Origin of the sequence: Brevibacterium ravenspurgense (genome assembly GCF_001584615.1) — a bacterium.
Taxonomy (GTDB): Bacteria; Actinomycetota; Actinomycetes; order Actinomycetales; family Brevibacteriaceae; genus Brevibacterium; species Brevibacterium ravenspurgense.
In genome coordinates this window covers 231341-252487 of record NZ_LQQC01000008.1, presented here as the reverse complement: position 1 = coordinate 252487, position 21147 = coordinate 231341, and the positions used below count along the sequence as shown (strand labels likewise).

The window sequence follows — 21147 nt, the reverse complement described above, 5'->3', positions numbered from 1 at the left end:
GATGGTCTTCTCCTTCTTCGACGTCATGGAGACGGCCCGCGCCGTCTGCGATCGGCTCCTCGACGTGGGCTTCAATGACAATCCCTCACGATCCATACCCCATGGTCGCCATACACCCACAAATTTCGCGGGGAAAAATACATGAGGCACGGCCCCTGTTCACCCGGGGACTTTCCATGAGTCTCGTCGGAGCCTGCCATGGAGTTCTCAGCCTGCCGTAGACTTCGCCGTATGGGTGTTCGGCTGAAAGACGTTGCTGAGCGTGCGGGAGTTTCGGTTTCGACGGTCTCGCGCGTGCTCGGCGGTCGTGACGCCGTCGCGGAGGCAACGCGGGCGAAGGTGATGAGCGCGGTTGATGAGGTCGGCTATCAGCGCTCCACACTGCTCGGTGCGGCCGCGGGCCAGTTTGCCGCGGTGAGTCTGCCGGAGAATCCCGAACACTGGCAGACGGATGTTGCCCGTGCTGCGATCGCCCACCTGCAGCGTGCGGGGCATGCTGTCATGACCCCGTATCTCGATGCTGAGGGGCGGGAACTGCGCGCCTGCCTGGATGCCGGTGCGGCTGTCATCATCACCCCAACCTTCACGGAACTCGATGTTGATGTGCCGGTCGTGCGGTTTTCTGAGTCCGGCAGGCGAAGCACTGCTGTCCGCACGGACGGCATGATGGTCGGGCGCGACGATATCGCCGCCGAAATCGACTTGCGCGCGGGTATGAAGCTGGCGTTCGACCACCTGTATGACCTTGGGCATCGCCGTATCGGCCTGGTGTGCAAGGACGTTGGGGAACTCGCAGAGATCCTCAAGGAGAACTTCGGTGCGCTCCACCCGGCGGCAGCCATCGCACCAAACCTCGATGATTGGATTGCGGCCGTCCCGAAGACCTTCGCCGGCGGTGTTGAAGCCGCATCAATCCTGCGTGATGCTGCCTGCACCGCGGTCATAACGCAGAGCGCCCTGCAAATGTACGGCGTGTTTGAATCCATGCGCCGTCGTCGCCTGAGCGTGCCGCGGGACCTGTCAGTCATCGGGATCGGCGATTCGTCGACCATGCGGTTCACCAATCCGCCTGCAACTGTCCTTTCTTATGACACCGAGAGCCTGGCTGAAGCGCTCGCGACGGCCGCCCTGCACATTCTGGACGGCAACCCGCCGGTGGCGGTTCCGCCGAACTTCCGTCCCCGGCTGCTGGCCCGCGCCTCGACAGCGGCGGTCAGGAGGTGAGCGTGTCCCAGTACGAACTGTCCGGTGTTTCCCTGCAGCAGATCGCCACGGCTGCCGGCATTTCCCAGGCCACGGCATCACGCGCCCTGCGCGGGTCTTCTGCGGTGGCGCCGAAGACCCGGCGTGCGGTGGACATCGCGCTGCGCACCCTCGGTGTGAAAGTGCCGGCTGCCCCTGACGTCAAGCGGATAGCAGTCGTGACAGCAGCCCCGATCGGGCCGGACATCGAACCGTTCACCACACTGATAGAAGAGCTGACCAAGCGCATTTTCGCGGTCGGCCACGTTGCCGTGCAGGCGGTCACGGACCCGGGCCTTCCGCCGACCTACGAACTCCTTTCCGCCGTCGGCGTGGACGGTGTGATCGTCGTCGGCGGCGGACCCGCTTCGAGCGAAGCCCAGAAGCTGGCGGGTACGGAACTTCCCATGCTGCGCATCTCGCACGCCCGGCACACGGGCTTTGCACAGATCATCATGGATTCTTCCGTCGGCATTGAGACTGCGGTGCGCCACTTGGTGCAGCTGGGGCACACGAGGATCGGCCTGGCGGTGCCGGAGGACTCCGCGAAGAACTCTCGCGTGAGTGCTTTTCGGACCACGATGGCGGACTTGCTGTTCATCACCGGCACCCGCGATCAAGCACCCGTCGTCGTGTCCGACCCCGGCGTGCTGGCTGGAGCGCAGGCAGCCCAACAGCTGCTCGACACCAGCTGCACCGCTGTCATCAGCGCATCCCCGGACCTCACGGTGGGCTTCCTCCAGGCGGCTCAGCGTCTGCGTCTGCGGGTGCCGGACGATCTTTCGTTCCTGGCTGTCGGCGATGTCCCGGACGCAGATGTTTTCAGCCCGCCCATTTCGCAGGTCACGTTCGACTGGGAGCAGCTGGCCAGCACGGGCGTACGCGAAATCGAGCGGCTCATGGCAGGGCCAGTGGATCCGCTGCCGGCCTACTGGGTCGAACCGGAGCTCGTGCTGCGCAGTTCGGACGCACCCCTGGCCCGCCGCTGACTCTACTGGCCGGCCTCCCGGCGCTGACTGTGCTGGCCTCCGCAGGCCACGCTCCTCACTGCTCCCGAGGTGCCGTCAGGCTTCCCGGGACACCTCGCGCTCTCGGGTGCTCGCCAAGTGGGCGAGCGCGCGGGACACTTCGCGCGGGTCTTCCGCACGGAACCGGGCTTCTGTCCGGCCGGGTCCCACTTTGACGGTCAGCCCGCCGGGGTAGCGGTTGAGGTGCCGGAAGGCGTCTTCGTCTGTTGTGTCGTCGCCCATGTAGATGGCGGTGTCGGCGCGCGTGGTCTGCATCAGCTGGTCGATGGCGTCGCCTTTGGTTGTGCTGCGCACGCTGAATTCGACGATGTCGTGGCCGTGGACAATCCGCACGTCGTCGAGTTCAGCGGAAAGTTCGTCGAGTGCCCTGCGGACGATTTCGGCGCCTTCGGGTTCGACTTCGCGGGTGTGGAACGCCCGGCCCAGCGGTTTGCGCTCAAGCCACATGCCGGAGATTCCCGTGTGGTTGAGGTGCGTATCGAGTTCTTCGTGTGCCGTGTCGATGACGTCGAGCACCCGCAGTTCGCGCGTCGAAAGATCGTCCCCGCTTCCCGGCACGGCAGCATCGGGAACGTCGGCGGCATCGGGGACAGAAACCTCGGCCCCGTGTGCCCCGTACAGCAGAGTGTTGCGCGGGGGAGTGACAACGGAGCGCAGGTTGTCGAGGTTGCGGCCTGTGATGAACGCCGTCCACGTGCGCGGCAGCCGGTCCAGAAAGTCGACTGCGTTGAGGGATTCCGGCAGGGCGCGCGATTCATAAGGGTTGTCTACCAGCGGTGCCATGACGCCGTCGAAGTCGAGTGCAACCAGCAGCAACTTCGCTTGGGCCGCCTGCGACAGGGCGTCGCGCAGTTCGCTCATGGTGCGGTTCCGCCGCTGTTCTGTCCCGGCGCCTCGCCAGGCACCTGTCCCGGCGCCTCTGACGATTCTGCCGCCTGCCCCTGGCCCGGCACCTCGCCCGCCACCTCGCCCGGCACCTCGGTCCCGTCCAGGCCGGTGCGAGCCGCGTCGAGGCTGATGGCCGCGGTTTCCAGCGGGACGGGTTCGGCTCCTGCGATCCAGGCGAGGTCGGACAGGAAACTGCGGGCCCACGTGTGCACGGTTTCGTCTTTCAGGCGTCTGCGCATGGGCCGCATGCGGCGACGCTGTTCACGCACCTCCATGCCGACGGCGCGCATGATGCCGTTCTTCAGTTCGGTGATGTCGTGGGGGTTGATGAGCACGGCCTGGGTCAGCTGGTCGGCAGCACCTGCGAACTCTGAGAGCACAAGCGCGCCGGAATCATCGGTGCGGCAGGCCGTGTACTCCTTCGCCACGAGGTTCATGCCGTCGCGCAGCGGGGTGACGAGCATGACATCTGCCGCCAGGTAGAAGGCCGTCATTTCGTCCCGTGGGAACGAGTAGTGGAAGTAGTGGATGACCTGGTTGTGCAGGCCTGAGAACTCGCCATTGGTGTGGCCGACGGCCAGTTCGACCTCCGTGCGGATCTGCTTGTAGTGGTCCAGTCTTTCGCGGCTGGGGGTGGCGATCTGCACGAACGTGACCTTGTCCTTGTCCAGCCGCCCTTCGCGCAGAAGTTCGTGAACCGCTTTCAGACGGTGGCGCAGACCCTTGGTGTAGTCCATGCGGTCGGTGCCGAGGATCACGATGTCCGGATTGCCCAGTTCGCGGCGGATTTCCTGCGCCCGGGCCTGAATCGCGGGGGTGTCCGCCAGTTCGATGAGTGCATCGGTGTCGACGGAAATGGGGTAGTGGGCGGCCCGCGTGATGTGCTCTTCGGTGCCCAAGTCGGGGTCGGCCGTGACGGTGATGTCGTCGCCCTTGGTGATGAAGCCTGAGTGCTTGCGCACGCAGCGGCGGAAGTTCGCGGCATCGGTGGGCCGCTGGAAGCCGATGAGGTCTGCACCCTGGACTCCGCGCAGAATCTCGGAGCGCCACGGCAGCTGGCTGTAGAGCTCCACCGGCGGGAACGGGATGTGCAGGAAGAATCCGATGCTGACGTCCGGGCGCATGGAGCGCAGCAGCTGGGGGACCAGGAACAGCTGGTAGTCGTGCACCCACACGGTTGCGTTCTTGCCAGCGGTTTCTGCCGTGCGGATGGCAAAGCGGGTGTTGACTTCGAGGTATTTGTCCCACCACGTGCGGTGGAATGCCGGTGGGGCGATGACGTCGTGGAACAGCGGCCACAGGGTGCCGTTGGAAAAGCCCTCGTAGTACATCTGGAAGTCTTCGGAGCTCAAGCGCACCGGCACCAGGTGCATGCCGTCGTGTTCGAAGGGGTCGACGTCGGTGTCGGTGATTCCCGGCCAGCCGATCCAGGCTCCGCTTGCTCTCCGCACAACCGGTGCGAGTCCCGTTACGAGGCCGCCGGGCGCGGTTTTCCACCCGGGTTCGTCGCCGGAATCGTCGCGGTCGATGGGCAGTCGGTTGGCCACAACAAGGAATTCTGGGCCTTCCGCGGGCGGATCGATGGTGGGCAGTTGATCGGCGGCGTACAGGCGTTTCACTGTGCTCCTTACTCGACCACAGACAGTGGCGGTGCACCGGCGGGATGACCCTGGGTGCCCGGTGCGTGTTCTGTGCGGAGATCCGGGACTTAAAGCCCATCCTACTGAATTCGTCTACCCTGTTGGTGATGAATCTGCAGACAGTCGGCGGCTACCGCCTGGGCGAAAAACTCGGCTCGGGCGGCATGGGCGTCGTGTATAAGGGCTATGACGACCACGACCGTCCCGTCGCGGTGAAAGTCCTCAACCCCAGCATTGCGGACGACGAACCTTCCCGCATGCGCCTGGCCCGCGAAGTCCGCACTCTGCAGCGCATCTCCCACCCGCGCATCGCGGCTGTCATTGACGCCGACCTCGAAGCTGATCACCCGTACATTGTCACGGAGTTCGTATCCGGCACGACCCTGCTTGAGGACGTCCGCTCCGGCGGCCCCTTTTCGGAATCTGAGCTCGTGCACTTCGGGCACGCGCTTATTGACGCGCTGGAAGCCGTGCACGCGGCAGGTGTTGTCCACCGCGATCTCAAACCCGCCAATGTCATGATCTCCGACGGCGAACCGGTGGTGATCGACTTCGGCATTGCGCAGGCCGCTGACGAGGTGACTGTCACCGTGACCGGTCTGGTCATGGGAACCCCCGGCTACCTGTCTCCCGAGGTGGTCGAAGGGGGAGATTCGGCACCCTCGACTGACTGGTGGGGTTGGGGTGCGACGATGGCGTTTGCCGCCACGGGACGCAATCCCTTCGGCGGTGGCGGTATTGACGCGGTCATCGCCCGCGTGGCGACCGGCCGCGCTGACTTGGAGGGGTGCCCCGAGCGCATTGTTCCCATCATCAGGGCCGCTCTGCAGCCGAAACCGGCGAACCGTCCGGCGGCTGACGAACTCCTGGGCGCTCTCATCGACGTCGAAGAGGGGCGGATGCCCGCCATGGGGCGGGGCTCGGAAAATCCTACGGCGGTACAGCCGCCGGCGGTGGGTCCCACGAACGTATATCCGCGCCCACAGTCGCCGGCACCCCAGTGGGCGCCGCCGCAGCATGGATCACTGGGGCCCGCTCAGCGGCCCTACCCACCCCGGCAGCCGGCTCCGCCTCGCCCGCCCGCTCTTCACCAGTCCCCAGCGCTCGGGTACCAGCCGCACTCACCGGCGCCCATGGTGCAGCACCACGCCGCCAGTCCCGTGGCCCAGCAGGCGGTGCAGTACCCGGCGCATCGTCCTCCCTATCCGAACGCGGCTTCTGCCCAGCCGGCAGTGCAGAAGTCCCTCAAGGGACGCCTCCCGACCTTCGGGGCTGTCATGCTCGGCATGGCGGCAGCGGTTTTCGCACCGCTGATCATGGTGATCGTCTCCTACGTGTGGCAGGTGCTGGCGCGCACCTTCGGCAAAGTGCATGTGATCGTGCGCAGACGGCGCTTCTACGAAGGGCCTGACAGTGCAAAGTGGGGGTTCCTGTCCCACGGGCCAGGGGCGTTCTTCAGTTCGCTGTTCCTCAGCATCTTTGCGACGATCCTGCCGATCATGGCCGGCGTTGCGACGTTCATACTGGCTCACCTGAACTTTGTGCAGTTCGGCGGCGCCCCGCTGCGGGTCACGGTGGAGCTGCTGATCGCCTCGTTCGTGTACACGCTCGTTCTGTGGCTGGGGCCGGGTGCGGGGATGCTGCGCTTGGGCACACGGCTGACCTTTGACCGGTGCACGGGATCATCGCGGGCAGCGGGGATCATCATCGGCGTTGTTCTGCTGGTGGCCGCAGCTTTCCTCCTGTCGGCCGTGCTCGCCTCAGACAGCTTCGACCTGTGGCCGCTGCCGCCGGAGATCCTGGACTCCATACCGCAGCTGACATAGTCTGCGGCGGGCGTTCTATCCGAACCGCATGTGAGCCCGCGGATCGGGGCGCAAGTAGGATTGTCGGTGAAATCTTCAACCGGAGGAACAGCGGAGAAACATGGCGAAGAAACCGTCGAACACTGACCGCCGTGCGGCAGCGCGCGAAAAGGCGCGCCAAATTGCCGAAGCGCAGGCGCGCAAGCAGAAGACAGCCAAGCGCGTGCTCTACATCGGAGTTGCTCTCGTGGCGGTCCTGGTTCTGGTTGTGGTGGGCGTTCTCATCTACCAGTCCACGCGCCCGGCCGACCAGCCGCAGGGCTACAGCGACGGTTCGGTCACCTTCGTCAAGGACGGCGATGGGGTGGCGCTGACGGAAGACCCGGCTGGCGACAGCAAGGATGCCAAGGACAACGCGCCCAACGTCAAGGTGTTCCTCGACTACCAGTGCCCGGCCTGTGCTCAGTTCGAAGGTCTCAACGGCAAGGGGCTTGGAAAGCTCGCCGATGACGGCGATATTTCGCTGACCTTCCAGCCGGTGGCGCTGCTGGACAACCGGTCCGGCGGCACAAAGTACTCGACCCGGTCGGCCAACCTCATGATGTGTGTTGTCGACTCCGGCCAGGCCGATAAGTTCCAGGAACTGTCGCTCGGCCTGTTCTCCCAGCAGCCCGAAGAGGGCGCAACGGGTCTTGATGATCAGAAGATGCTCGACCTGGCCAAGGAAGCCGGAGTCGACGTCGACAAGAAGATCAACACCGCTGAGGATGATGTGACCGTCACGGACTGCGTGAACAACATCCAGTTTGAGGACTATGTCACCCAGTCGACGAAGGAAGCCCTCAACAACGGGCTCAAGGGCACCCCGACGGTGCAGGTCAACGGCGAAAACGTCAGTGACTGGAGCGACCAGCAGTCGTTCTTCGCTGAAATCCTCCAAGCTCAGAAGAAGTGAGTGAGGGCGGTCTGCGGTTGTTCTCGACGAGGTTTGCCGCAGACCGCACGCACACTGATTTGGGCTGTGTGGGCTGTTGGACTAAACTGCTCACGATCGGAGGGAGTCCCTCCGTGTGCCTCCTTAGCTCAGTTGGTAGAGCACCGCTCTTGTAAAGCGAAGGTCGTCAGTTCGAGTCTGACAGGGGGCTCAGGTCTCTGACCAGGGGGGAACGTCTCAAGCAGGAGGCGTTCCCCTTCACTGTCTCCAGGCCAAAGCGCAAAAATCGCGTATATCGCTTTCTGCTGTCCAGTTTGTCAGGGAGCTTCTCTCCCTGTTTGCGGCCTCGCCTAGACTTCCCGTGTGACGAACGCAGCAGACAGCAGACTCAGCGGCCTTGACCGCTTCTTCAAAATCACTCAGCGCGGCTCCACTGTGGGCACCGAAATCAGGGGTGGTCTGACGACCTTCCTGGCAATGGCCTACATCATCGTGCTCAACCCGATCCTCATCGGTGCGGCCGCTGATTCGACGGGTGCGTTCCTCGGCGGGGGAGACACTCCCAACCTGGCCGCGGTGGCTGCTGCGACGTCGCTCATTTCGGGTCTTCTCACCCTGCTTATGGGCCTGGTGGGCAATTTCCCCATGGCGGTGTCCTCAGCTTTGGGCATGAGCGCGTTCATGGCGTTCGGGGTTGTTGTCATTCCAGGTATGACGTGGGCCGATGCGATGGGCCTGGTGGTCATTGAAGGCATTATTCTTCTTCTGCTGGTGGTCACCGGTTTCCGCACCGCGATCTTCAACGCGGTGCCCGGCCAGCTGAAATCCGCAATCGGTGTGGGCATCGGCTTCTTCATTGCGCTCATCGGCATGATCAACGCCGGCTTCATCAGCAACTCCGGCGGCACAGCGCTTGAACTGGGCCAGGGCGGGTCGATTGCCAGCTGGCCGGTGCTGCTGTTCACGGTCGCGCTTCTGCTGCTGTTCGTCCTCTACGCATGGGGCGTGCGCGCCGCGATCCTCTACACGATCCTCATTGCCACCGTCATCGCGTTCGCACTCGAAGCGGTGTTCAACCTGGGGCCGAAGACGGGTGCTGACGGCGAGGTCGCCAACCCGGGCGGATGGGGTCTGACGGTGCCGAAGATCGAAGGCGGCTGGTTCCATTCGCCAGACCTGTCGATCCTCGGTTCGTTCAACCTGCTGGGCTCATTCCAGTCGGTTGGCATCATCACCGCTGTTCTCGTGGTGTTCACCCTGCTGCTGACGAACTTCTTCGACCTGCTGGGCACCATGATGGCCGTCGGCACGCAGGCGAAACTCGTTGACGAGTCCGGTCAGGTAGAAGGCGCCAAGCGGATCATGGTGGCCGATGCTCTCGGTGCCATCGTCGGCGGTCTGGGCGGAACCTCGTCGAATTCCGGCTTCGTCGAATCGACCGTGGGTGTTGGGTCTGGTGCTCGCACCGGTCTGGCGAATGTTGTGACCGGTGCGCTGTTCCTGCTGACGGTGTTCCTCGCTCCTCTGGCCGCTCTTATCCCCTCCGAGGCGGCCGCGCCGACGCTCGTATTCGTCGGCTTCCTCATGATGCAGCAGGTTGTGCGCATCAACTGGACCGACATTGAGATTGCGGTTCCGGCGTTTCTCACGATCGTGCTCATGCCGTTTTCGTACTCGATCACCAACGGCATCGGTGCGGGCTTCGTGTCCTACGTCGTGCTCAAGGCCGCACGCGGCAAGTTCCGCGAAGTGCACCCGCTCATGTACCTCACGGCCGCACTGTTCATCGTGTATTTCGCATCCGGACCGATCCAGGCACTCGTGGCCGGCTGACAGGTCACCGGCCCCAGCCGCCGTTGCCACCGGCCCCCAGCCGCCGTTTCCCACAGTGCCGGTTCGGCACCTCGGCGGCTGACACCGCGGTCGAACTCGCAGTTCTTTTCGGTGTGAGGCGGCTCCTATAGAGTGTTGCCGTCATTGGAAAACACCATGAGGACGCAGATATGGAACCCCTGTACATTCTGATTCCGCTCATCCCCGTCATCATCATCGTGGTGCTGCTGTTCCTGCTGTTCGGCGGGCTGCGCACGTCGATCTTCTTCACCGTCAAAACGCAGGAGCGCGTCATCGTCGAGCGCTTCGGCAAGTACCGCAAGGTCTGCGAACCGGGCCTGAACATGAAGGCGCCGTTCGTCGACACGACCACCAAGCCGATTTCGCTGCGCGTGCACCAGCTTGAGGTCAACATCGAAACCAAAACCCAGGACAACGTGTTCGTCATGGTGCCGGTTGCGGTGCAGTACGTGATCGGCGAAAACCAGGTTGTTGACGCTTACTACCGCCTGTCGAACCCGGAAGAGCAGATCCGCTCCTACGTCTTTGACACGGTCCGCTCTGCACTGTCGACTCTGACCCTGGACTCGGCCTTCGAATCGAAGGACGACATCGCCACCTCGGTCGAACAGCGACTGTCGACGTCGATGGCCGCTTACGGCTTCCGGATTGTCAACACGCTCGTGACTGACATCAGCCCGGACTCGCGTGTGCGCGACTCGATGAACTCGATCAACGCCGCCCAGCGCGACCGCGTTGCGGCACAGGCTCTGGCTGAAGCTGACAAGGTCAAGCGCGTTACGCAGGCCGAAGCGGAAGCTGAATCGCGCCGCCTTCAGGGTGAGGGTGTTGCAGCCCAGCGCAAGGCAATCGCCAACGGTATTGCCGAACAGTACGAAGCGCTGCGCCGCGTGGGCATCGAGCAGACCGCTGAACAGCTGCTGCTCATGACCCAGTACTTCGACACCATGCAGGACGTTGCCCGCAACGGAAAGTCGAACGTCATGTTCATGCCGAACACCCCCGGCGCCGTGGGTGACCTCGCGACCGAAATCCGCAACACGATGCTGGCGACCAACCAGATCCAGGAGGACAGCCTCGGGTCCCGCCACGGTCGATGACGGAGCCGGCTGAAGCCGGGTCTCACCTCGGCCCCGGCTGACCGGGCCACAAGCGAAAACGGCTGCTGAGCACACGCTCAGCGGCCGTTTTCGCTGTTTCAGTCGCCGTCAGTCGTCGGTGTTTTCTGCAGCTCCCGAGGTGCCGGGCGGCTCCGGTGCGTCCGGAACTTCTGCGGTGCCGGGGGCTTCCGAAGCGGCCGCATCGTCGGCCGCGGCCTGGTGGGCGGCAGGCGAGACGTTCTTGCCGCTTTGGCTGCGCGCTTCGAGCGGAAGGTCGGCCGCGGGGACCCATTCGGCGTATTTCGGGTCGAGGAAAGCACCCGACGATGTTCCGCGGAGTCTGCGGCCCACCCAGGGAGCCAGGTGGTCCTTAAGCCATTCGGCTTCGTTTTCCATGCGGTCGCGCAGGGGCTTCGAGGTTTTTGTCAGCCGGAATCCGCGGAAGTCGACGCGGCTTCCTTCGAGCACTGTCTGTGCGGACTGGGCGACCAGGCGGTGGCCCTTTGTGCTCAGGTGAATGCGGTCGGGTGCCCAGTATTCCGGCGCGTAGAGGGGGCGCATACCCCACAGGTCGAGCATGTAGCAGCCGTGGCGGCCGGCCAGGGTCCACATGTGTGCGTTGTACACGGCCACGCGGGGGCGCAGTGCGCGCAGCACGGGGCTGAAGGCGGCTGTGTCGAAGCCGTTGCCCAAAAGCACTTCGATGCCTTCGGCGCGCATGGCCGAGATTGCCCGTTCCAGCTGTTCGGCCAGGCCGTCAACATCGGCTGATGGGCGCAGCACGTCGTTGCCGCCGGCGACAAACGACACGAGGTCGGGTTTGAGGTCGAGCGCGACGGGCACCTGTTCGTCGATGATGGCGGTCAGCTGCCTGCCGCGGATGGCGTGGTTGGCGTACAGGAGGTCGGGGCTGCCGACGGGGGACTGTGTGAGCGCGTGTGCCAGCCGGTCGGTCCAGCCGATGAAGCGGCCGTCCTCGAGGGCGGATTTGTCCATGAGGCCTTCCGAGAACGAATCCCCGATGGCCAGGTAGGTGCGGATTCGGTTGTCTTCGTGTTCTGTCACAGGGCCTCCTTATTGAGCTGGTCGAAGGCTTCACGCAGTCCGCTGGCCCGGTCTTCCGGGCTGGCGGGAATCGTGGTGTCGCCAGTCATGACGCGGCGGCACCACTGCATGACGAGGCTGTTCTTGGGTGCCCGGATGCCGTGCAGGTGTGCCAGACGGACGATCTCGCCGCCCAGGTAGTCGGCTTCGATGTTGCCGGTCCCGCGTGCCATGGACTGCCAGGTGGACGACAGGTTCTGCACCCCGTCGATGGGTGCTTCGGGAATGCGATCGGCAAAGCCGAGCTCTTCGGGCGGGTTGGGGCAGTGCTCAATGCCGGCTGCCCGGTAGACACTGCGGGCTTCGTCCTGCAGCTGCTCCAGCAGGTCGCTGTAGTCGACGGATCCCACGAGGGCGTCGATGCCGTTTGCCAGGTTCGCCAGCAGCTTCCCGTAGGTGTAGGGCGAAGGCTCGGGTACGAGCACGGACGCGAAGTTCCCGGCGGTGAAGTCGCGGTCTGCCTGCTGAAGGTAGTGCGGAAGGGCCGCGTTGTCAGCGGCGCTGGTGTCGCCGGCCTGCGGTCGGGGCGCATCCGGACCACACACAGGACCGGTGATCAGCCCGGCCCAGCGGTCTTCCATGAACACGGCAAGCTGTCCCGGTTCCGTGTAGACGGCGGGTGTGTAGATGACGGTTGTCGACACGGTCCGGAACCAACGAGGTGCCTGCTCCTGTGCGTCAGTTCCGTTGAGGAACAGCATGAGCGGCAGGAGCTCGCCGGCGGTGCCCAGCTGTGTGCCGTGTTCGTCCTCAACCGGACGGTCAGCCCATTCGCTCAGTGCGGTGGACACCTGCTGAGTTTTCACTGCCAGGATGATGACATCGTCAGGGCGGAGATTCACCTGTGCGGCAGAGCGCACTACTGTTGGATGTGCAGTCAGAGTTTCATGCGGAGTGCGGACTGTCAGTCCGGCCTTTTCGACAGCATCGGCTTGGCTTCCCCGCGCAACCAGCACGTGGTCCACATCGGCGCGCCAGAATCCCGCGCTGAGCATTCCGCCAATGGCTCCGGCTCCCACAATGATGTATCTGCTCATAGCTCAACACTACTAGGAAGGCGTGGCGAAACTGGATCCTCAGGACGTTCGCGGCCCCGCTTCCGGCCGTGGCGCAGACGGCGCCGACGGCACCGGAAGCGACGGCGCTGCCGCACCGCATTCAGAGGCATGGACGACAGAGCGGGACCCGCAGTCTGAAACTGCGGCCGCGTGGACGTCGAGCGAAAACGCCTCCGAACCTCCCACGCGGTCGGCCCGAGCCCAGGATCTCCTGTCGGACCTTGAAAAAGCCGGTGCTTTCGACAAACCAACGCAGGAAGTCGAGTACGTTGACGGCGACGTGCAGGAAGGTGACGGCAGCGAAACAGATACGGGCGGTAAGCCCGTTTCACCTGGCCCCGATGCTGATTCTGCACAGACCGCATCCATCAGCGTTGATCAGGTGCGCGAGGGTGTCGCCAGGCAGAGGGCGGCAGACACGGCCGCCACCGTACGCCCCGCCGCCGCTCCTCCCTCGCGCCCCGCGAAACCCGAACCCGCAGATGGTGCCGGGCAGGCACCTCGTCCTTCTCAGGGACCCGGGGTGCGTTCCGGGGCAGGTGCTGTCACCTCGAAAGCTGGAAGCCCCAAGAAAGGTGCAGCGGCCCAGAGCCAGCGCACCTCACGTTCCAAGCGGCGTGCCGCACAGCGAATCGCACAGCGCACGGTAGCGCGCTTTGCCTCTGATCCGGCGCCGACCACCCAGCCGGTCCCGATCGTCAAAGTGCTTGAGGGCACCCCGTACCAGGCCCCCGTGCAGGCGAAGGCGAAAAGCGAATCCGAAGCGCGGATGATTCTGGACCTGGCCGTCGACATCGGGGCCATGGTCCTGCGTGCCGGAGCCGGCAGTTCTGACGTTGAGGTCAGTGTCATTGCCGCATGCACCTCGATGGGGCTGCCGAACGCGGAAGTCGACCTCACCGCCACCGCACTCACGGTCCACTACGCCGACCCCGAGGGCAAACAGATGACGGTCGTGCGGGTTGTGCGTGAGGTTTCCCCGCACTTCGCCAAAGTGTCATCCCTGCACCGGCTGGTGTCCGACATGGTCGCCGGCAAAGTCGACTACACGCAGGCGCGCAGCCGACTGGATGCCATTCGCGCCCAGCGCAGGCCCTTCCCGCAGTGGCTTGTGACCCTTGCGTGGGGTGTGCTCGTGGCGTGCTTCGTCACGCTGATCGGCGGGCGCCTGCCGTCTGCTGTTCTGGGCTTCGGCCTGGCCATCTTCATTGACTGGGTGGGCCGGGTGATCGGCAAGACCGGTCTGCCGGCGTTCTTCCTCGTGATGGCCCAATCGGCGATTGCGACGCTGACGGCAATGTTTGCCCATCACGTCGGGTTCATTTCATCGCCCCAGTATTCGGTTGCCGCGGGCATCGTTCTGCTGCTGCCCACCCTGGGGCTGGTGTCAGCCGTACAGGATGCGCTGTCGAACTTCCCGCTGACCGCTGCCGGGCGCATAGTCGAAACGGGGATGGGCTTCGGCGGCATCGTCTCCGGTATTGCGTGCGCTGTTGTCATAGGCAACACCCTTGAACTCAAACCCATGGAGATCACGGTGCAGAGCAGCGGGCTCAGCGTGCTCACCACGATCATCGCTGTTATTGCCGCGTTCCTTGTCGGTGCTTGCGGCGCCATTGGGTTCTACTGTGCGCGCAGGCTCGTGATCCCGGCCGCGCTCATCGGCCTTGTGGGCTTCCTCGTCTATGTGGGTGCTTCGCTTGTGGGCGTTGAGAACATTCTGGCTCTGCTCATTGCGTCGACGATTGTCGGTTTGTTCTGCCGCCCGGTGGCCTCCCGTTTGGGTTCACCGGCGATTGTGCTCATCGTTCCGGCGATCTTCCCGCTGCTGCAGGGGCTGTCGATCTTCGCGTCTGTTTACCGGATGATCCCCGTGCCCGGGGAGGATGTTCCTCTGTCGGTTGGCCTGGGTGCCCTGTTTGCGGCGATCACCGCGAACTCGGCAATTGCCGCCGGTGCTGTGCTCGGTGACTTCCTGTCCCGGCCCATGTCGCGCTACGCGAAATCCCGTCGGACTGCGAAGGCTCGAGCGAAAGCCGAAGAAAAGCTCGAGGCTATGCGCAAGGATGCGGGCATCAAGCCGAGTACGGCCTGATCAGCGCAGTCGTTTCAGTCCACTCGCCAGTCGATGGGGGCTGAGCCCTGTTCCTCCAGCAGCGCGTTGCAGCGGCTGAACGGCTTTGACCCGAAGAAACCGCGGCGGGCTGACAGCGGCGACGGATGGGGTGAGGCGATGATCGGAATGTTCCCCAACAGGGGAGTGAGCGTCTGTGCGGGCCGGCCCCACAGAATGGCGACCAGTGGTCCGCCGCGGCCGGCGAGTGCGCGCACGGCCTGTTCGGTGACGGCCTCCCAGCCCATTCCGCGGTGTGACCCAGCATCACCCGCACGCACCGTGAGCACTCGGTTGAGCAGCATGACGCCTTGCCGCTGCCAGGCCGACAGGTCGGCATGTTCGGCTGGTGCAATCCCGAGGTCGTCCTCGAGTTCGCGATAGATGTTGCCCAGTGAGCGCGGCAGGGGGCGCACGTGGCGCTCCGCCGCAAACGACAGTCCGATGGGATGGCCGGGTGTGGGGTAGGGGTCCTGGCCCACAATGAGCACTCGCACGTCGGCAAGCGGTTCGAAGAACGCGCGCATGACCTGTTCGGGCCGGGGAAGCACGAGGTGGTGCTGAGCATCCCGCTGGACCGTCCGCTGGAGTTCGCGCACCTTGGGCACGGCGGGGCCCAGTGCTTCCAGCCAGTCGGGGCTGACGTTTTCTAACAGGTCAATCGTCATGGCTACGACCCTAGCGCGCACGCACACGGGCTGTGCGCAATCGGGCATACGGGGGCCTACAAGCCCTGGGGATGCGCGGCTATGCTGAGTCCAAGAGTGTCCCCGCCCACACTACTGCGGTTGAGGCAGCGCGGGGCACAGCGCAAACGCATCGATGCCGAAAGGACAAAGACGACTATGGCACAGGTACGGGACTTCCCCGAGGTCAAAGACTGGAAGATGCTCATCGGCGGCGAATGGGTCGAAGCCGCTGACGGCACGTGGGCTGATGTCATCACGCCGATCGACCGCAATCGTGTGATCGCCCGTGTTCCGGAAGGCAAAGAAGAAGATGCCGATCGCGCCGTCAAGGCTGCTCGCGCGGCTTTCCCCGCGTGGTCTGCTCTGCACTTCAAGGAGCGTCAGAAGGTCCTCGGACAGTGCGCCGACGCCCTGGAAGAGCAGGCTGAAGAGCTCGCTCAGCTGACCGCGATCGACACCGGCAACGCTTTGCGCACGCAGGCTCGCCCGGAAACGCAGACGCTTGTTGACCTGTTCCGCTACATGGCCGGTGTGGCAGGCGAAGTGAAGGGCAACACTCTTCCTGCCGGCGAAGCGCAGCTGCAGTTCACGCGCCGCGTTCCGCTGGGCGTTGTGGCAGGCATCCTGCCGTGGAACTCGCCGCTGATGATTGCGGCGTTCAAGACTCCTGCAGCGCTGGCTGCCGGCAACACGATTGTCCTCAAGTGCGCCGAAGACGCGCCGCTGACCATCCTCAAGATGGCGGAGATCATCCAGGAGTTCCTGCCCGCGGGTGTTCTCAACGTCGTGACCGGCAAGGGCTCGGTCATCGGTGAGGCTCTCACCCAGCACAACGATGTCGACAAGGTTTCCTTCACCGGTTCGACCGGTGTGGGCCGTCACGTGGCCGAGGTTGCCGGCGCTCGCTTGGCTCACTCCTCGATGGAGCTGGGCGGCAAGAGCCCCAACATCGTGTTCCCGGATGCGAACAACGACTACACGCTCGAACAGGTTCTCCTGTCGACCCGCTTTGCCCGTCAGGGCCAGTCGTGCACCATGGGTTCGCGCCTGTTCCTGCACGAGGACATCTACGACGACTTCCTGGCTAAGCTCGTTGACGGTGTTGCCAAGATGAAGGTCGGCGACCCGCGTGATGAAGACAGCGACATTGGCTGCGTCATCAACAAGAAGCAGTACGACCAGATCGCCAACTACATCGAAATGGGCAAGGCCAACGAGGGTGTGGAAATCGCCTACGACGGTGCTGACAAGCTCGAAGTCGGCGAGCCCGGCTTCTACCACGCGCCGATCATCTTCGCGAACGCCAAGAACGAATGGCAGACTTCGCGCGAAGAGATCTTCGGCCCCGTTCTCACCGTTATCAAATTCAAGACGGAAGACGAAGTCGTCGCCATGGCCAACGACTCCGACTACGGTCTGGCCGCGTACGTCTTCACGAAGGACGTCGACCGTGCGCTGCGCGTGGCCGACAAGATCGAGTCCGGCTGGGTGCAGGTCAACCAGGGCGGCGGCCAGGTGGCCGGCCAGTCCTACGGCGGTATGAAGACCTCCGGCTTCGGCCGTGAAGCATCGCTTGAGGGCATGCTCGAAGGCTTCACCCAGATCAAGCAGATCAACGTCAAGATCAACTGATCTGACCAGCCGGGTCAGAGAACCCGCTGGGATGGGAAGCGCCCCGGTCACCTCGCACGAGGTGCCGGGGCGCTTCTGTGCCGCCGTTCGGCTGCTGTTTAGTTCGGCTGCCGCTTATGTGCTTTTGTCTTTCGGGCTGCTGTGGTTGCTGTGCAGGCCCGATCGGGGCTTGTCAGTGTGCCCGCGGTGTGGCCGTGTTCCGACCTGGCGAGCCTCCGTCTCGTGAAGAAAAGAAGTTGACGAGAGCCCACACCGCGGAGGCCAGGATCAGCGGAATTGTCATCGCCCACGAAGCAAACGCGATGACGGCCTTTGCGACCCAGCCCTCGTCCCCGGCCTGCGACCACACGGTTGCGCCGATGCTGATGAGCAGAAATGCTCCTGCCGCGCAGAGGAGGATCGTGAAGACGGTGCGTGCGCCCTGTGTCTTCGGCATCATGGTTTTGGGCAGCATTTGAGTCTCCAATCAGTCGGCTGCTGGCCTCGCTGCCAACATTGCCCTGATACTACATCGCGAGAACAGGACGCTGTCGTTCGTCTCCAGTTTTTTTTGTTTCCTTTGTCTTTGCCCCTAAATGGCGGGAAAGTGAATTGTCTGGTCCCATAGTCTCGGACGAGGCCTGCTGGGAAGCTGAGCCGCCGGTATCATGGCCGGAGAAGAGGAGGGAGCATGTCGCAGGAGCTTACGGAACTCGAAGCGGAGATTCTTCGCTTTGAAGGTCAGTGGCCCACCTACGGGGGAGCTAAGGACCGCGCGATCCGCGAGCAGTTCGACCTGTCTGCCGCTCAGTACTTCCAGGTGCTGGGCAGACTCCTCGACAACCCCGCGGCCTATGTCGAAGATCCCGTTCTCATCAAACGGCTTCGCAGAATCCGCGAATCCCGACAGGACACAAGAGCACAGGCGAGGATCCCACGCTGATGGCAGAAGAACCCCAGTACGAAACCCGCGCGGAGCGTCGCGCAGCTGACGCGGCCAACCGTCGAGTCGGAGCTCACCGGGCCGGAGCTTCGGCAGGCAGCTACAAGGCGGCAACCGCTGTTGTCGTTGTCCTCGCCCTGGTGGCGGTCCTCCTGATCGTCGGCGCGGTGAGAATCATCCTCTCCGCCGGTTCTGACCCAGAGGCCAAGGTCGAAGAACAACAGCAGGTCGAGCCCGGTGCAGACGATTCCAAGGATGAGTCTTCGAAGTCGGCTGATCCCGGCGAAAGCGAATCGGGCGAAGCCTCGGAAGGTCCTTCTGATGAAGCCTCAGAGAGCACCCCGAGTGACGGCGAATCCACCGGCAGCAGTGACGTTAAGACCGTCGCGGGCGAAAGCGGTGACCCGAACCTGTCGATCCTCAACGCGTCCGGCGTCAACGGCGCAGCCCGCAAGTACGCCGACCAGTACGAGTCCCAGGGCTGGACGCTTGGCCGCGTGGGCAACGCCGGCACCAACGTGTCGTCGACCACCGTGTACTACTCGTCTTCGGAATACCGTGACGCGGCTGAACGTGTTGCCGAGGGCCTCGGTGGTGTCAGCGTTGAGCAGTCCAGCCGCTACCAGGTGGGTGTGACGATCATCATGGGCCCCGATGTGGCAAACAGCGATCCTGCTGAAGGCTGAGCCCGAAGCTGTTTCGGGTGGGCGGCTAAGCCCCGCCGGAACGGTAGACTGAAGTTTCGTTCCACATTTGGGAGATGACATGACACAGGGAACCGTCAAATGGTTCAACGCGGAAAAGGGCTACGGCTTCATCGCCGTGGACGATTCCTCCGACGAAATCTTCGTCCACCACTCGGCCATCCAGATGGAGGGCTACCGCTCGCTGGCTGAAGGCGGCCGCGTGCAGTTCGAGATCGCACAGGGCGAAAAGGGCGCTCAGGCTGAGAACGTCGAACCGCTCGACTGACAGCCAGTCCAGCTGAACTTCTCACGAGGGGGAGGGACAGAATTCTGTCCCTCCTCCATTACCTTTTAGGTGTCACCCCCTGGGAGGGCACATGGCCTTTACTCTCTTTCTCCACCCCACGATGGCCCATCGAGCCCGCGCCTACGCCACCACCAACAAGACCGCCGAAGAGGCCGTAACAGGCCTCAGCTCCACCTAACACGTCACCCCCACCGAACGCAGCGCACTACGCATCTTCGGCTCACGCTGATGGGTCGAAACGTCTTGAAAGTACTCGGAACACCCGTCCTAGGACGACGCGGGTCGACGTGGTGTCGCTAAGCGGACTGGCGTGTGAGGATGATGTAGACGGTAACGGCCGTGGCGGTGAGTACTGGCCAGATAATGAGCGGGACGGTGATCGCGCCAACATCGGCGAGAACACCTCCAAGGAGAGCCGCAAAGGGGACAGTGCCCATCGTTACCATGCGCATTGCCGCGCTCGTGCGGCCGAGGTACTCCTTATCCACCGCTTTTGCTACGTATGAAAACCCTGCGATATTGGCGATGGTAAGGGTAAAAGCCCAGCACACTGATTGAATGAGAAAGAAAGCGCGCGCCCACGAGGGGATGAGGAGTGCCAGTATCGGCAGACACGCCACGATTGCTTGCGTGATGGAACTCCAAATGTAGAGCGTTCGCACAGGGATGGTATTCATAATCCGGGGGGCGATTGCTGCGGCGAGGATCCCTATAGCCGCGGAAACGGTTCCAAGGATGCCGAAAAATGGCATCCCGAGTTCCAACACGCGCAGGATCACCACGTTCACCATCGAGTCGCTCAAGGCGAGTCCAACGTTGCCTGCTGAAATCAGGCATACAGCACCGAGAAGGAAACGGTTGGTTCCGAGAATTCGGAAACCGTCGGTCAGTTTCTGCGAGAGAGGTCGGTTGTCTTTTCTGGGCTGGGCCGCCTTGCTGCTCTCGTCCACTGCGTCGATAGTCGTGTTTTGGTTGCTCGAGAACTGATGCTGCCTAAGGCGTTGCAGTATTCGGAGTGCGAAGAATAGAGATAAAGCAAAGAAAAGGATGGCGACACCGGTAGTTGGAGTTGTACCGAAGAAGGTCAACGCTAGGCCAGCCGCGGCAGGTGCGACGACTCCTGCAATGGAATCTGCCATTGCCATCCTAGATACGGTATTTTCAATCCGACCGTCACTTCTGGCGATAAAGGGCACGAGGCTCGTTTGGGCATTTTCCGAAGCAATAATCGACACTCCAAGGAAAAAGACGATTGCCATGAAAAATGCAGGCTTTTCCAGCCCAAAGTGGAGACCGAGGCACAGGGAAGCGCCGAGCAGTACCTTGAGCGCGAGGGAGAGTGTTAGGACCGTTTGCGGTTTGTAGCGGTCGACAAGAAGGCCGATGGGGAGTGCTAAGAAGATTGCAGCCCCCGCCTCAAGGAAGTCCAGAACTCCTATCTGCGTGGTAGAGAACCCAAGGAGTGAAATTGCGATGATTGACATGGATGAGTCAACAAATTCACGCCCGGCGGCATCGCTTGCGTTAGAAGCTTGGAGAGAACGTAAGAGGTGTCGTTCTGAGTTTTCTTGTATCAAGGTCTCGGGGTCGACGGTGACTAAGGACTTTCGACCCTAATGGTGGCGCATGTCACTTGCCAAGTTGGGCTTATTCTCTATTTTTGGCTGAAGGCGGCCGCGTGCAGTTCGAGATCGCACAGGGCGAAAAGGGCGCTCAGGCTGAGAACGTCGAACCGCTCGACTGACAGCCAGCCCAGCTGAACTTCTCACGAGGGGGAGGGGCAGAATTCTGTCCCTCCCCCTCGTCATTTTCCTAAGGAGGGGCGGCGTGGTGCCGGCGACAGGGGAGCGGCGCCTCGTCCCAGAACACTCGCCCACCCTTTAGCAACAGAAACTCCTGTTAGCAGTGGTTGCTAAGGTGCAGATGCCGGCTGACGGGAGTTTGTGTGCGGCTAAGGCGTGGATTCCGGCTGACGGGTGTGTCGGAAGAAGCAACGTCCAGCATTTGCACTCTCGTGTCGAGAGTGCTAAATCTAGTGGTGGTGAAATGCACTGCCCAGGCAGAGGTAGCCGGGCCTGAAGAAGGGATTCAGGTTCAGCTTCCTGCCGTCGCGGGCACCTGGCGGTGCTAGTCAACTGCCACCCC

Annotated in this window: 18 protein-coding genes and 1 tRNA gene; 12 read left to right on the top strand and 7 right to left on the bottom strand. The window is 63.2% G+C overall.

What is annotated here, in order from left to right; translation table 11 throughout:
• The first annotated feature begins 231 nt into the window (after nt 1-231).
• Together Bravens_RS04230 and Bravens_RS04225 are read left to right on the top strand one after the other, a co-directional pair.
• Nucleotides 232-1224 (top strand): LacI family DNA-binding transcriptional regulator, encoded by a 993-nt coding sequence (locus Bravens_RS04230; protein WP_062020569.1) that lies wholly within the window; start codon nt 232-234, stop codon nt 1222-1224.
• A gap of 2 nt (nt 1225-1226) precedes the next feature.
• Entirely contained in the window at nt 1227-2231 is a 1005-nt protein-coding gene (locus Bravens_RS04225) for a LacI family DNA-binding transcriptional regulator (protein WP_061942087.1), read from the top strand.
• A gap of 75 nt (nt 2232-2306) precedes the next feature.
• On the opposite strand, the gene otsB is transcribed toward Bravens_RS04225, so the two are convergent.
• Both otsB and Bravens_RS04215 read right to left on the bottom strand, forming a co-directional pair.
• Nucleotides 2307-3131: a trehalose-phosphatase gene (otsB, locus tag Bravens_RS04220; RefSeq protein ID WP_062020567.1), complete on the bottom strand. Its 825-nt coding sequence runs from the start codon at nt 3129-3131 to the stop codon at nt 2307-2309.
• A complete protein-coding gene (locus Bravens_RS04215) occupies nt 3128-4777 on the bottom strand; it encodes an alpha,alpha-trehalose-phosphate synthase (UDP-forming) (RefSeq protein ID WP_244878111.1) in 1650 nt (549 codons plus the stop codon). The genes otsB and Bravens_RS04215 overlap by 4 nt, the downstream gene beginning before the upstream one ends.
• Nucleotides 4778-4905: 128 nt before the next feature.
• On the opposite strand from Bravens_RS04215, the gene Bravens_RS04210 reads away from it, so the two are divergent.
• From Bravens_RS04210 to Bravens_RS04190, 5 genes are all read left to right on the top strand, one after another.
• On the top strand, nt 4906-6624 hold the full coding sequence (locus Bravens_RS04210) for a serine/threonine-protein kinase (RefSeq protein ID WP_062020565.1): 1719 nt from the start codon (nt 4906-4908) through the stop codon (nt 6622-6624).
• Nucleotides 6625-6724: 100 nt separating this feature from the next.
• Nucleotides 6725-7558, top strand: a complete 834-nt coding sequence (locus tag Bravens_RS04205) for a DsbA family protein (RefSeq protein ID WP_062020563.1) — start codon at nt 6725-6727, stop codon at nt 7556-7558.
• Between the two features lie 117 nt (nt 7559-7675).
• Nucleotides 7676-7748: transfer RNA gene (locus tag Bravens_RS04200), tRNA-Thr, on the top strand.
• A gap of 152 nt (nt 7749-7900) precedes the next feature.
• Nucleotides 7901-9370: an NCS2 family permease gene (locus Bravens_RS04195; RefSeq protein ID WP_062020561.1), complete on the top strand. Its 1470-nt coding sequence runs from the start codon at nt 7901-7903 to the stop codon at nt 9368-9370.
• Nucleotides 9371-9540: 170 nt separating this feature from the next.
• Nucleotides 9541-10491, top strand: coding sequence for an SPFH domain-containing protein (locus Bravens_RS04190; protein ID WP_082791018.1), 951 nt, complete (start codon nt 9541-9543; stop codon nt 10489-10491).
• A 108-nt stretch (nt 10492-10599) separates the two neighbouring features.
• Here Bravens_RS04190 and Bravens_RS04185 read toward each other — a convergent pair whose 3' ends face one another.
• Both Bravens_RS04185 and Bravens_RS04180 read right to left on the bottom strand, forming a co-directional pair.
• Entirely contained in the window at nt 10600-11556 is a 957-nt protein-coding gene (locus Bravens_RS04185; protein WP_062020559.1) for an SGNH/GDSL hydrolase family protein, read from the bottom strand.
• A complete protein-coding gene (locus tag Bravens_RS04180; RefSeq protein WP_062020557.1) occupies nt 11553-12632 on the bottom strand; it encodes a ketopantoate reductase family protein in 1080 nt (359 codons plus the stop codon). Before Bravens_RS04180 ends, Bravens_RS04185 begins: the two co-directional genes overlap by 4 nt.
• A 22-nt stretch (nt 12633-12654) precedes the next feature.
• On the opposite strand from Bravens_RS04180, the gene Bravens_RS04175 reads away from it, so the two are divergent.
• On the top strand, nt 12655-14748 hold the full coding sequence (locus Bravens_RS04175) for a threonine/serine exporter family protein (RefSeq protein ID WP_062020555.1): 2094 nt from the start codon (nt 12655-12657) through the stop codon (nt 14746-14748).
• A 14-nt stretch (nt 14749-14762) separates the two neighbouring features.
• On the opposite strand, the gene Bravens_RS04170 is transcribed toward Bravens_RS04175, so the two are convergent.
• Nucleotides 14763-15434: a uracil-DNA glycosylase gene (locus Bravens_RS04170; RefSeq protein ID WP_062020553.1), complete on the bottom strand. Its 672-nt coding sequence runs from the start codon at nt 15432-15434 to the stop codon at nt 14763-14765.
• Between the two features lie 177 nt (nt 15435-15611).
• Here Bravens_RS04170 and Bravens_RS04165 point away from each other — a divergent pair, with 177 nt between their 5' ends.
• Nucleotides 15612-17087: an aldehyde dehydrogenase family protein gene (locus Bravens_RS04165; RefSeq protein ID WP_062020551.1), complete on the top strand. Its 1476-nt coding sequence runs from the start codon at nt 15612-15614 to the stop codon at nt 17085-17087.
• Nucleotides 17088-17259: 172 nt separating this feature from the next.
• Here the strand turns inward: Bravens_RS04165 and Bravens_RS04160 are convergent, their stop codons facing one another.
• Nucleotides 17260-17523: a hypothetical protein gene (locus tag Bravens_RS04160; RefSeq protein ID WP_167346391.1), complete on the bottom strand. Its 264-nt coding sequence runs from the start codon at nt 17521-17523 to the stop codon at nt 17260-17262.
• Nucleotides 17524-17757: 234 nt separating this feature from the next.
• Here Bravens_RS04160 and Bravens_RS04155 point away from each other — a divergent pair, with 234 nt between their 5' ends.
• The 3 genes from Bravens_RS04155 to Bravens_RS04145 all read left to right on the top strand — a co-directional run bounded on the left by Bravens_RS04155 (nt 17758) and on the right by Bravens_RS04145 (nt 18981).
• Nucleotides 17758-18009 (top strand): DUF3263 domain-containing protein, encoded by a 252-nt coding sequence (locus Bravens_RS04155; protein ID WP_062020547.1) that lies wholly within the window; start codon nt 17758-17760, stop codon nt 18007-18009.
• Nucleotides 18009-18695 (top strand): LytR C-terminal domain-containing protein, encoded by a 687-nt coding sequence (locus Bravens_RS04150; RefSeq protein WP_062020545.1) that lies wholly within the window; start codon nt 18009-18011, stop codon nt 18693-18695. Before Bravens_RS04155 ends, Bravens_RS04150 begins: the two co-directional genes overlap by 1 nt.
• A gap of 79 nt (nt 18696-18774) precedes the next feature.
• Entirely contained in the window at nt 18775-18981 is a 207-nt protein-coding gene (locus Bravens_RS04145) for a cold-shock protein (RefSeq protein WP_019175758.1), read from the top strand.
• Between the two features lie 317 nt (nt 18982-19298).
• Here Bravens_RS04145 and Bravens_RS04140 read toward each other — a convergent pair whose 3' ends face one another.
• Nucleotides 19299-20486 carry an MFS transporter gene (locus Bravens_RS04140; RefSeq protein WP_062020543.1) on the bottom strand — a complete coding sequence of 396 codons (1188 nt, stop codon included), beginning with the start codon at nt 20484-20486 and terminating at the stop codon, nt 19299-19301.
• Between the last annotated feature and the right edge of the window lie 661 nt (nt 20487-21147).